An 11,696-nucleotide genomic window follows, 5' to 3' on the forward strand; every position below is an offset into this window, starting at 1 on the left:
TGGTTAACACCGGCTGTAAATGGTCCTGGGAAATTGGCTTTGTCAAGGTAGCTAGCTGGGACGTCTACTGTATCTTTGGTGTTGTCAGCCACACCTTTTTGCACTTCAGCTGGAGTGGTCGCTGGTTGTGCTTCACTGGCTTCACGGTCTTGTCCAGAAACTGTAGACTCAGAACTTTCCACAGGTTTAACTGCATCTTCTGTTTGTTTCTTAGAGTCAGATTGTGCTTGCACTTCTTCTTTTGGTGCTGCTACTAGCTCTTTAGCAGTTTCGTCCGCTTTTTCTGAAGAGCTTGTCGTATCCACACTTGCTTTAGGTGTTGGAATAGACTGTTCTGAAGGAAGAGCTACATCGACTGCTTTTTTGAGAACCTCTGCTGGTAAGTCGCTCTTTTCACTCACCGAAGCAGCGCCTGGTACGACTTGGGCAGGAGTCGGATTGACGACATCAGCACGCGCAGAACTTGGTTGACCAACTAGGACAAAGAAGCCACTGGCCACAACAACTGAAGCAACACCGACACTGAGACGGCGAATAGACCAACGAGTATATCTCTGATTTGGATTGAATTTCATAGGATTCTCCTTAGAGTTTTCTTTTTTTGATGACTCTAGTATAATCTCCTAAAATTAAAAAGGATTAAGAAAAAGTTAAAATTTTTCTTAAATCCCTCTTATAAAATACTTATATTGACTCGTTAATTATTTGGAAAGAGAGTACCCTTCCTCTCCTACTCACTCAGTTCAGCTAGGGTGTCCAGATGTTGGTTATTAATGACGGCCATGATGTAGGCATCTGCCTGCAAGAGGTCATTGGGTCCGAATTGGACATCCAGAGGAGCATTTTCGTAGGCACGAAAGCCAAGTACGTTGAGGTTGTATCGCCCACGCAAATCCAACTGACTGAGGCTTTTATCTACCCATGATTGGGGGATTTTCATCTCGACAATCGATACATTCTTGTCCAGCTGAAAGACGTCTACACTGTTATGAAAGAGGATGGTCTGTGCCAATGAGCGCCCCATTTCAAACTCTGGTGAGATGACTGCGTCCGCGCCAATTTTTTCTAACACCTTTTTAGCTGTATGACTTTTGACCTTGGCAATAACGGTCGGCACCCCTAGACTCTTGCAGTGCATGACCGCGAGAACACTGGATTCTAGATTTTCACCCGTTGCGACAACTACGGTATCACAGGTGTCAATCCCCGCTGATAGAAGGAGTTCTTCATCCGTGATATCTCCAACTACCCCACGCGCCAGCACAGGTTCAAATTGATTAATGCGTTCCTCGTGGTCATCAATAGCAATGATATTCATGTCATGCTTGGCTAGAGCAGCCAAAACACTGCTCCCAAAAATTCCCAAGCCTAAAATTCCAATTGTCCGATCTGACATCGTTCTTCCTTTCTTATCCAATAGTGATATCTGCTTTCATATAGTGAATCGTATCTTTCTTGTCTGGCTGGTATTCCGCTACACTGACCAGTAGTGTCAAGGGACCAATACGGCCGATAAACATCAACAACATAACGATACTGAGGGCTATCTTGCCTAGCTCTGGTGTTAAATTTGCCGTCACTCCAACTGTCGCAAGTGCTGAAATGGTCTCAAACATGAGGTAAATAAAGCGCGGATTTCCTTCTGCGGTTACCCCTAATAGAATCAAGCCCAGCAAGAAGGTCAGCAAGAAGATAATAAAGACACTGAAAGATTTTTGCACGGTTCGGGGTTCAATGGTCCTCCGAGCTACATTGGCATGAGGCAAGCCCAATAATTCACTGCGAGCAAAGACCAACAAGACAAAGAAGGTCGTAATCTTGAGCCCCCCTGCTGTCCCTCCAGGTGCCCCGCCCAGAAACATCTGCAAGATGTAGATCAGTAAGGTAACTGGTCGAGCCTGGGTGTAGTCAATTGAAGCAAAGCCTGCCGTTCTCATGCTGACGGTCTGGAAGAAACTAACCAACAGTTTTTCTGGAAAACTAAGATTTCCAATCGTCCCAGGATTGTTCCACTCAATTAAGAGAGTCGATACTGTTCCAAAGAGCAAAATTCCCGCCGTTAGAAAGAGAACCAACTTAGTATGGAAACGCAGGCGCCGTTTTTTCTTTTTCCCAAACTGGGTCGCTAGATCAAACCAGACCATAAATCCTAGACCACCCGTGATAATCAAGCCTGCAATCACTAGATTAATCAAGGGGTCCGTTTGAAAGGCTAGCAAACTCGTACTTCCAAAATTATCAAATCCAGCATTACAGAAAGCTGAAACAGCCAAAAAGATAGAGGTTAAAATCCCTCGCCCCCAGCCAAATTCAGGAATAAAGCGGAAACTCAAGAGAAAGGCACCGAGCCCTTCCACTAGAAAAGTCGTCAGAAAGATTGAACGGATGAAATCCTTTAGAGACTGGGTTTCTCCATAAGCAAAACTTTCTTGAATGGTCTCACGGCCACGAAGACTGAGCTTTTGCTTGCCTTGGATATAAAAGATTCCGATAAAGGTCATGAGCCCCAAACCACCAATCTGGATCAAAATCATACAGATCAACTGACCCCAGATATTGTAAGTAGAGGCTACCGGCTGGGTAAAGAGCCCTGTCACACAGACCATAGACACAGTCGTAAAGAGATGGTCAAAGTAGGTCGCTTGTGACGTTCCTGCTTGCACAAAGGGGAGACTTAAAAGGAGCGAGCCCAAGAAGATCACTAGGGCAAAACTTAAAAAGATGCGACGGGCTGGCGATAAACGCCCTAATGTCGTCTTGATTTTTTCCAAAAAAGATTTGAATAACATAGCTACATTCTACCATAAAAACAGTAAGAACACTCACATGTGGTGCACAATGGCAAGACAGAGTTCGAGTGCCTTATCAAAAGCTTCTGATCCCCAGTCACGACTGTCGTAGTTATCTAGATCTGCTAAGGAATCTGCGGTAAAGAGCAGCTCTCCCCAGACAACCCCACGTAGTTGAGCTACTGCCGCAAGAGCAGAGCACTCCATCTCCACAACAGCACAGCCTTCTTCCTTGCGATAGGCAACCTTTTCAGCCGTCTCTCGGTAAAAACCATCTGTCGTCCAGGTCATGACCTCCTCGTAAGGAATGCCTCTTTGTTCCAAGACTTGCTCAATGGCAGAGATAGCCTCAATCTGCATCTCCATATAACGAGAAGGCGCTACATAGTGGTAGCTGGTTCCCTCATCTCGCAGAGCGCGAACAGGGACGAGAAAGGCATTTTCCTCTATATCGGCTAGGACTCCACAAGTACCAGTGGAAATGATTTGCTCCACACCATAGCCAATCAACCAATCCATAAACTGGGCTGCTGGAGCAGAACCAACAGGCGCTTGGGCCAGACAGATCTCTTCACCCTTGTAATTGATGACATAGACTGGATAGGTCTTGGTGGCAGAAACGAACTCACCAATACAGTCCGTCCCTACTTCCCCCGCATAGCGGTCAATCTCCTCCTCCAAAAATGCATAGATACACTTCTTTGGCAACTTCAAGTCTAACTCCTCATGTGTTGGCATAAGGACCGACTGAGGATTGTCATCAAACTCTAAAATGGGAATCGCATGCTTCTGAATCATCGCCCACCTCCTCTAATTTTGTACTATTGTATCAAAAGCTGACGGAGTGTCAAGGAGGAGACTGATGAACTGAGTAAAAAAAGCACCTCAGTTATGAGATACTTTGAACTTGCTAAGATATCGAGTAGTAAATATGAGCTGGGTAAAAGATGTGGGAGCCTTGTGCAAGGTGATTGAGGAGTTATAAATAAATACCAAATTCAACAACAAAAAAGACATGAATCTGAAATAAGCAGAACATGTCTTTTTTAGCTTGTTTGAAAGTCAAGTAAATAAACCTTAGTTCTTCTAGAACTCCCTTATTTCCACAAACCACCTAAAATCTGTTTTTCTAATAAGTCTAAGTCTTCCTCTTTTATTTCTCCATTGTCGCCAACGATATAAAGCTGAGCGAAGTAAGCCAACAATGGACCAACACAAATACGAACCATTTGAGGAATCGTTAACTCTGGATTTACACGTGGATCTGCTAGCAATTCCTTATGAAGCACTCGAAGTTTATCCTGAATAGCATTCCATATAAAAATCTGTTCATTTTTTAGTTTTTTATTTGAAAAACTCTCCTGCAGAATGATTTTCATCAAAGCACGATTTTTTTTGAGATAGCTCATACGATCGTGGACGAGATAACGAACCCTCTCTTCTGTCGTTTCAAAAGCTAAGAGTTCCTCAAAAAAACTACCGAAAATGCCTGGGACTACAGGATGTAAAATAGCCGTCAGTAGATCATCCTTCGTCTTAAAATACTTAAACAAAGTTGCCTGGCTTAGTCCAGCACGCTCAGCTATGTGAAGAGTTGAGGTCCCATGGTAACTCCTGGTTGATATGAGATCCACTGCTGCCTGCATGATTTTTTTCTTTCCTTGAGGGTAATTCGCTTCTTCTAAGTAATCTTCAAACGATTCAAAAACAGTCTTATCCATCTAATCTTCACACCTTTTTAGCATTATTTATGTTGATTTCTAAACTTTACGATAACGACGCAATCCAACAATATTGAGAATTGTTAAAATGATCAAGAAAATCATTAAAACACCAAGATTTGGCAAAATATCACCAAGATTGTGTCCGTAAAGAATAATCTGGCTTATTGCATCACCAGAATAGGTTAATGGCAAAAATTTCCCCACAGTTAGAGCCCATTCTCCCATTGATGACAATGGAATAATTCCTGAGAAAAAAAGTTGGGGCATAATCACAAGAGGAATAAATTGCATCATTTGGAATTCTGATTTTGCTAGAGTAGACAAGAGAATTCCAAAAGCTAGTGCTACAAGAGCCAGTACCACATTAACTATTATAACATTTAAAATATTTCCTACAACTTCTACATCTAGTAGCCAAATTGCTGCTAAGACGACAACTGCCGTTTGAAAAATCGCAATAATACCGTAAGACAACATATAGCCATAGACAATTTCAGAACGTTTCACTGGGGTTGCTAACAAGCGATCCAAGGTTCCACTTGAGCGCTCTTTCAAAAGTGCCATACCAGAAATCAAAAAGACAAAGAAGAAGACCACAAAGCCAATTAAAATTGGAATCATACGTGCAAAGAATCCAGTATTTTTATCTCCATATTGGTAAGATTCTTTGATTTCAGGCGCCTTTGCATCTAATTTCAATTGTGGAAGAGCTTGTTTGACACGAGATAGTAACTGATCGGTGCCTTCACTGGCGATACTTGTTCGTAACACTTGTCGTATCATAGATGTCTTGGAGGCATCTGTATTTGCGTAGTCGACCTGATACTCACCGTCTTTATAAGAAATCACAGCATCGACTTTTTCATTTGCTAGCGCTTCCTTGGCCTGATCTAAGTCTTGATAAGTCTCGACGTCCACATGATCGAGCTCATCCATTTTCGTTACCAAACCAGTTGGTAGATCTTGTGTCGCTAACTTGACATTCACGGTTGTACTAGCTGAAAACATGAGGTTCATCAGCCACATAATAAATACCGGCGCTACAAACATCATAGCCAAGGTTCGTTTGTCACGAAGCAATTCTTTGATAACTTTTTTAGCAATAGCAATGGTTCTCATCTTACTCTCCTTCTGCTTTCAAAAATACTTCTTCAATACTTGAAACTTGATAACTTTCTTTTAAGTGTTGCGGTATATCAAAAGCAATGATTTTTCCACCTAATAATAAGCCGACCTTATCCGTTAACTCTGCTTCATCCATAACATGAGTAGTAACTAATATCCCAACCCCATTGTCTCTAAGCGCGAATAATTCTTTCCAGATTTTCTTTCGAAGAGAAGGGTCGATTCCAACTGTCGGTTCGTCCAAAATCAAGAGTTGAGGATTTCCTAAAAGCGCGATAGCCAGTGACAAACGCCGTTTCATTCCTCCAGAATAACCAGATACCGCCTTGTTTAAGTAGTCTGTCAGATCTACTACTTGAGCTATATAAGCAATTTCCGCCTTCAGGTCTTTTTTAGAAAGCCCCTTTAGCTGACCAAAAAATTCCAGATTTTCTTGGCCTGACAAGGACTCGTATAAAGCATCTGACTGGGCCATATAACCAATGTCTCCTAAAATATAGCGATTGGGCATAGTGTGATTTAACACTAAAGCTACGCCTCCATCAGCCTTTTCCATTCCTAACGTAGTCTTAATCATAGTTGATTTACCAGCACCAGACGGACCAATTAATCCTATAATTTCTCCTAGCTGCAATTCAAAGCTGACATGATTCAGAACTATTTGTTGGTCAAAAGATTTTACTAAATCTTGTAAATGTAGCAATTTTTTCATATGCTTCCTCCTAGGTGAGTGGGTACTCACTTTTTAAATCACAGAAGCTATTATAGTGAGTAATCACTCACTTGTCAAGAGAAAGGGTTAAATTCTTTAAAAAAATAAAACACCAGATTCGTATCTGATGTTTATGATGCACATGTCTTATTTCTAAAAATGTTTTTGAACTTCCTCTCTATACTCCGAAATGGTCTTTCCTGTCCACTTTTTAAAGGCCTATTCTTCCTCTACTTTTCTCAGCCAATCCTACTACTGTCATCACAATAGCAACCTTGATAACCTTAGCTATGGAAATTCACTTTATCCGTTTTTATATGAAACAGACCAAGAAGTTCTCAACTCCGGATTGGTATTTATTCTAGAAAATCCTTCCTACATAAAACTCTCCCTTCTCTTTCGAGAAAGGAGATTCTTTTTTATCCTTGTCCGCCAGGGGCTGGACCGTCGCCTTGAGGGCCTCCATTTGGTCCACCGCCTCCAGGTATAGAATTGACGATTTCCGTTTGTTTTTCACCGTTGAGATAGATATCTCCACCTGTGTAGGTCGCTGTTCCATCAAAGTCAAAACCTGTTTGACCAGTCATTTTAATGGTCCCACCTGTGACCGTAATATTGCCGTTTGAGTCGATTGGGTCTGTGTCTCCTTGGCCGACTTCTACAGTCAGATTCCCGCCGTTCATAGTGAAGAAGATTTCATTCTGTTGGGCGTTTTTGTTAGCTGCGTTGACTCCATCATCTGTTGAGTAGATGCTAATATCCCCACCGTTGATAGTGATTGACTTACCTTCAAGTCCTTCTGTCGAATTCTTGACGGTGTAGGTACCACTATCGATGACGAGGTCTCCAGATGCGTGGATGCCATCATCTCCTGCTGTGACGGTGATGTTGTTGTTGGATAGGTACATGGTCCCAACTGAAGTATCCTCGTCATTGTCCACCTTGACCCCATCCTCTTTGGCATCGATGGTCATGGTCGTACCAGTGATGTTGAGTTCATCATTGACATTGAAGGCATCGCCAACTGCTGTGATGTTATAGGTTCCACCCGTGATGTGGAGGGTGTCGTTGGCCTTGATACCATTGTTCTTCTTGCCATCTACATTGAGAGTTCCTTTCCCGTTGATGGTCAAATCCACCTTAGAAAAGAGAGCTGCGTCTGCTTTTTCGTCACTGTTAGAGCTTGAGTCAGAGAGACTGTTGGTGGTTCCCTCTGCTAGAGTCAAGTAGACATGACCAGCTGATGTCGCAGATATCGCTGCATTGGTATTGGTCATGGTCGCGCCTTTTAGGACTAGATGAACATCTGCAGACTTATCTGCCTCGATCTTGATCTGCACTCCGTCAGACTGACCTGAAATCACATAGGTCCCAGATTTTGTGATGGTCACTGTTGATTCAGAGACTGTCACGCCATCCCCAAAGACGTTTGCTGATGAGCCAGATAACTCAATCTTAGAAGCTGTGCTTTCGTCATAAGAAGTATCATTGTCCTTCTCTGTAAAATAGGATGATTGGTTTGTCTTTGTTGCAGTTGTTGTGGCACTATTTGTCGTTGCATTGGTATTGGATGTAGTTGTTGACTGGGCACATGCTGCCATCAGCACTATTGCCGTTAAACTCGTTGCGAGTAGGGTCCATTTTTTTGATTTCATAGCTTTTTCCTCTCCTTCGTATGATATAGCTAGACAGTCTACAGAAGATTCCTGAAACAAAACTAAAACTTTTCTGAAAGTTTCCTTAAATTCAGTTTCGCTTAGTATTCTTTTGAAAGGGCTACTAGAAACAATTTGAGAGTACTAAAATGCATTTAATAGTTTTTAAAAGCAACATTCCCAAGTGCGATATCACTCTAACCCAAAAAGCCAAAAAGAAGAAAAATCTATAAGACTAAGATAAAGATTATAAAAAGAACAGCCCAAGCTGTTCTTTTTAGTTTTCTTTTACTGGGATTTCCTTGATGACACGCGCAGGATTGCCAGCTAGGACGACATTATCTCCGAAGGACTTGGTAATCACGGCCCCCGCTCCTGCAACGACGTTATTTCCCAGTGTCACTCCAGGAAGGACAATGACGCCACCTCCAGCCCAGAAATTATCTCCAATGGTGATGGGCTTGCCGTATTCGACCCCTGAATTGCGTTCATCCGGATCCAGTGGATGGAGTGGGGTTAAAAACTGACAGTTGGGGCCAAGCATGGCGTTGTTCCCGATGCGAATCGGGCAAACATCCAGCATGGTCAAGTTCCAATTAGAATAAAAATTTTCCCCTAGATGGATATTGACTCCATAATCGACCACCAAGCGTGGATTGACATAGAGATTTTCCCCAGTTGAGCCAAACCAAGTCTTGATAATATCTGCTCCCTTCAAGGGATCTTCTTCCTTGTTAAAGGCAGCCTGTTTTTGGCGAGAAGCCTGCGCCAAGACCCGCAACTCTGGATCCGACGGACGGTAAGGCTCCCCTGCTATCATTTTCTGGTATTCGCTGGTCATCTTATCACCTCACACTTACTTTGGACTCATCATATCAAAAAGCCTTTGAAAGGTCAAGAATAGCCTGCTTTCTAGACTCTCAAAACCAATCCCCTCCAAGTCAAAACAACTTGCTTGACAAAAGATTGACTTCATGGTTTAATATACCCCATAAGGGTATATGTGGAGGTGCCTATGTTTCACTTATTTACAAAAATTGACAGTATTTCTACCAGCGAGTTAGAAGCTAAACTCAGAGAACCGATTCAGCTACTAGATGTTCGGACGCCTATGGAATTCCGTAGAGGTCATATCAAAAATGCCAAAAATGTTCCTTTAACGGAAATCGGTTCTTACACACCTGCGACAAAAGAAACACTTTATGTCATTTGTCACTCTGGTGTACGAAGCAAACTAGCTGCGAAAATGCTTAAGAAAAAAGGCTACGATGTCATCAATGTTCGAGGCGGTATGAGCGCTTGGACAGGCAAGGTCATCTAGAAGCATAAAATAATTGGCTACACAGCCTTGAACCTTATCGAAGGTCTGAGCGACAATATCCAAGGTGTCCGCTCGAAGACGATCTGACTAAGGGCAAATAATCCCTAGATGTGCGGACAAGTGGCGAATTTCAGGGGAGCTACCCAAGGTCGATACCATCCATAACCCCTAAATGAACTAAGGGAGATCTTGGGTGAACCAGACAAGAACCAAGCCTACATCCTTAGCTGCCACAGCGTTTTGCGCAACTATATCACAGAGCGTATCCTCCAGCAGGCAGGATTTGCCGTCCAAAACCTTGATGGCGCTTATTCACTATATAAAATGGCTAATCCAGAAGGAGTCGAATATGGAAACGAGTATCAGCATGGCTGACTTTTATGAAAAATACCTAAATGAAAATCTAAACCTTATCGATGTACGTGAGGTGCATGAATTCCAAGCAGGACATGCACCAGGAGCAAGAAATCTTCCGTTAAGTACCTTGGAGCAAGGTTACAAAGAACTCAAACCTGACCAGGAATATCATGTCATCTGTCAAGGTGGAGTCCGTTCCGCATCTGCTTGTGAATTTCTAAGCGCCCAAGGCCTCACCGTTATCAATGTAGAAGGTGGTATGAATGCTTGGCCCGGTCAAGTAGAATAAGCAAAAAACCGATTAAGTTCCTTAATCGGTTTTTTCATTTCTGCAACCCACTGATATAGGGCTCGTAGCCCGTCGCTTCTAAAAAACGAAACACATTGATGGTATCTAAAAAGAGGTTTTCTCATTGGTATTGGGGGAACTCATCCGTTTGTCTGACATGATTTTTTTATTGAAATAGACTTAAATGACTTTGTCTGCATTGTTTATCAATAGCAAATTAGTTTACTTCCGTTTAATCAGGTATCGGATGGCCTTTTCTAGGCGTTCCTTTTGAGCCTCGGGGTCATCTAATGGTTGGTTGATGCAGTCAGTGAGATTTTCAGTAATGATCATCTCAATCACGCGCTCAACGCTAGATTTCACTGCTGTCAACTGCGTAACAATATCTGCGCAGTCACGATCTTCTTCAATCATCTTTTGAATCCCACGCAACTGGCCCTCTGAACGTTTCAGGCGTGTGATATACTTTGAGTTTGTCATTAATTTATCCTTGGTCACTTTTTCTTCATTATATCTCGAATAAGGGGCTTTGTCAAAATTCACTTCCTGTCTGTATTTGTAGGAGGCAACCTCTCCTCTGTATCAGATAGAAAAGATTGATAAGCATGGAAATGGAAAAGAAACTCTGTCCTCCTTGAAGCTCGATGGGAAGTCACGTTTCCTTTCAACCAACTGACCTTTATGCGTATATCTTGGACAAATTGGACAAAAAGGCTAGGATCACTATCCCATAGACTATAACTAGAGCCAGCCCAAATCCGATACCAAACCACTTGTAAAACTTGTCCATTCCGCTGTAACGTTCGACATAGGCCCTGGTCGGCTTGTCTGGATCATACCAGACTGTCAGCTCCGAATGAAGGGGGAAATGGGTCTGCATCAAGCGTTTGAAGGAAACAAAGGAGTTGCTGTAGCGAGTGATCGAAGGCGCTAGCATATCTTCTCTTGTATAGTCCTTTAAAAATTTAGTAGTCCCCCACGGAATTGTGACCGTTTTGAACATAAAATACTGCAAGGTTTTCTTATAAGAAATCCCATCCACCGTGTATTCGACGATAGGTGGATACCCCTCACGAAAACGGCTATAGCCGATAACCGTTCCCTGTACGGATGACTTGGCAAGGCGGACCAACTTCTGATCCCGAAGATAGAGGAAAAGAAAGGTCCCACACACAAATACAAAAGATAGGAAGATGACGATTGTCCCAACTATCAAACCAATCACTTCTTTATTCATATGAACTCCTCCTGTTATTTTATACAGTAAAATCCCAAAACGAACTCGTCCAGAAGGACATTGAAGCTCTCGAGTCTACTCTTCGGATTTTTCTTTTGACTGTTTTTCTCTCAAATCTTTTACAGATTTCGATATGATATCTCTCACCTGTTCGTCAGTAAGTCCTGGAATCTGGTAATAAGGATTATTGGACTCACTTTTTGACGGTTTTGTTCCTGAACTTTCGGTTTTAGAACTTTGTTCAGTCGAAGACGAGGATTTCGACTCTGAGGAACTGGATTCTTTGATCATAGAGGAACTGGACGACTCAGACTCAGAAGGCTTGGACGTTTCAGGCGTTTTAGAATCAACCTTAGGCGGCTTGTTTACTTGGTCGTTCGGCTGTTTCACAGGTTTATAGAATAGCCCAAAAGACAGCAGCAAGGCCATCAAGATCCCAATGCCAGCAAAAGTTCTTTTATTAGCTTCAGCCGAGGGAACCTTTACT

The 11,696-nt window shown here is 42.6% G+C and carries 13 protein-coding genes and 2 pseudogenes; 3 read left to right on the forward strand and 12 right to left on the reverse strand.

Annotated elements, in window-relative coordinates; genetic code table 11:
• The 9 genes from GMD6S_RS06835 to GMD6S_RS06875 all read right to left on the reverse strand — a co-directional run.
• Nucleotides 1–575: YSIRK-type signal peptide-containing protein (locus GMD6S_RS06835; RefSeq protein ID WP_000671348.1), on the reverse strand; the 575-nt coding region annotated here is incomplete at its 3' end.
• 155 nt (nucleotides 576–730) lie between these two features.
• On the reverse strand, nucleotides 731–1,396 hold the full coding sequence (locus GMD6S_RS06840; protein WP_001283881.1) for a potassium channel family protein: 666 nt from the start codon (nucleotides 1,394–1,396) through the stop codon (nucleotides 731–733).
• A 13-nt stretch (nucleotides 1,397–1,409) separates the two neighbouring features.
• The gene (locus GMD6S_RS06845) at nucleotides 1,410–2,789 is read right to left on the reverse strand and encodes a TrkH family potassium uptake protein (protein WP_000897930.1); all 1,380 of its coding nucleotides are present in this window, start codon (nucleotides 2,787–2,789) and stop codon (nucleotides 1,410–1,412) included.
• Nucleotides 2,790–2,822: 33 nt separating this feature from the next.
• Nucleotides 2,823–3,587: a nucleoside phosphorylase gene (locus GMD6S_RS06850; protein ID WP_000615031.1), complete on the reverse strand. Its 765-nt coding sequence runs from the start codon at nucleotides 3,585–3,587 to the stop codon at nucleotides 2,823–2,825.
• A gap of 299 nt (nucleotides 3,588–3,886) precedes the next feature.
• The gene (locus tag GMD6S_RS06855; RefSeq protein WP_000361923.1) at nucleotides 3,887–4,510 is read right to left on the reverse strand and encodes a TetR/AcrR family transcriptional regulator; all 624 of its coding nucleotides are present in this window, start codon (nucleotides 4,508–4,510) and stop codon (nucleotides 3,887–3,889) included.
• Between the two features lie 39 nt (nucleotides 4,511–4,549).
• Nucleotides 4,550–5,632: an ABC transporter permease gene (locus tag GMD6S_RS06860; RefSeq protein ID WP_001259057.1), complete on the reverse strand. Its 1,083-nt coding sequence runs from the start codon at nucleotides 5,630–5,632 to the stop codon at nucleotides 4,550–4,552.
• 1 nt (nucleotide 5,633) lies between these two features.
• Nucleotides 5,634–6,350 carry an ABC transporter ATP-binding protein gene (locus GMD6S_RS06865; RefSeq protein WP_000734677.1) on the reverse strand — a complete coding sequence of 239 codons (717 nt, stop codon included), beginning with the start codon at nucleotides 6,348–6,350 and terminating at the stop codon, nucleotides 5,634–5,636.
• Between the two features lie 419 nt (nucleotides 6,351–6,769).
• The gene (locus GMD6S_RS06870) at nucleotides 6,770–8,005 is read right to left on the reverse strand and encodes a carbohydrate-binding domain-containing protein (RefSeq protein ID WP_000837416.1); all 1,236 of its coding nucleotides are present in this window, start codon (nucleotides 8,003–8,005) and stop codon (nucleotides 6,770–6,772) included.
• Between the two features lie 277 nt (nucleotides 8,006–8,282).
• Complete coding sequence (locus GMD6S_RS06875; protein ID WP_000200256.1) at nucleotides 8,283–8,846, reverse strand: sugar O-acetyltransferase; 564 nt, start codon at nucleotides 8,844–8,846, stop codon at nucleotides 8,283–8,285.
• Between the two features lie 174 nt (nucleotides 8,847–9,020).
• On the opposite strand from GMD6S_RS06875, the gene GMD6S_RS06880 reads away from it, so the two are divergent.
• The 3 genes and pseudogenes from GMD6S_RS06880 (at nucleotide 9,021) to GMD6S_RS06890 (ending at nucleotide 9,972) form a co-directional block, all read left to right on the forward strand.
• The gene (locus GMD6S_RS06880; protein WP_000468863.1) at nucleotides 9,021–9,326 is read left to right on the forward strand and encodes a rhodanese-like domain-containing protein; all 306 of its coding nucleotides are present in this window, start codon (nucleotides 9,021–9,023) and stop codon (nucleotides 9,324–9,326) included.
• 9 nt (nucleotides 9,327–9,335) lie between these two features.
• Nucleotides 9,336–9,701: pseudogene (locus GMD6S_RS12965) on the forward strand (rhodanese-like domain-containing protein); the annotation flags it as partial.
• On the forward strand, nucleotides 9,676–9,972 hold the full coding sequence (locus GMD6S_RS06890; RefSeq protein ID WP_000450169.1) for a rhodanese-like domain-containing protein: 297 nt from the start codon (nucleotides 9,676–9,678) through the stop codon (nucleotides 9,970–9,972). The pseudogene GMD6S_RS12965 and the gene GMD6S_RS06890, both read left to right, overlap by 26 nt.
• 222 nt (nucleotides 9,973–10,194) lie before the next feature.
• On the opposite strand, the gene GMD6S_RS06895 is transcribed toward GMD6S_RS06890, so the two are convergent.
• From GMD6S_RS06895 to GMD6S_RS12730, 3 genes and pseudogenes are all read right to left on the reverse strand, one after another.
• Nucleotides 10,195–10,452: a metal-sensitive transcriptional regulator gene (locus GMD6S_RS06895; protein WP_002880547.1), complete on the reverse strand. Its 258-nt coding sequence runs from the start codon at nucleotides 10,450–10,452 to the stop codon at nucleotides 10,195–10,197.
• A gap of 199 nt (nucleotides 10,453–10,651) precedes the next feature.
• Nucleotides 10,652–11,209, reverse strand: coding sequence for a DUF3592 domain-containing protein (locus GMD6S_RS06900; RefSeq protein WP_001031650.1), 558 nt, complete (start codon nucleotides 11,207–11,209; stop codon nucleotides 10,652–10,654).
• A gap of 75 nt (nucleotides 11,210–11,284) precedes the next feature.
• A pseudogene (locus tag GMD6S_RS12730) lies at nucleotides 11,285–11,696 on the reverse strand (hypothetical protein); the annotation flags it as partial.

The organism is Streptococcus sp. GMD6S (genome assembly GCF_000297015.1).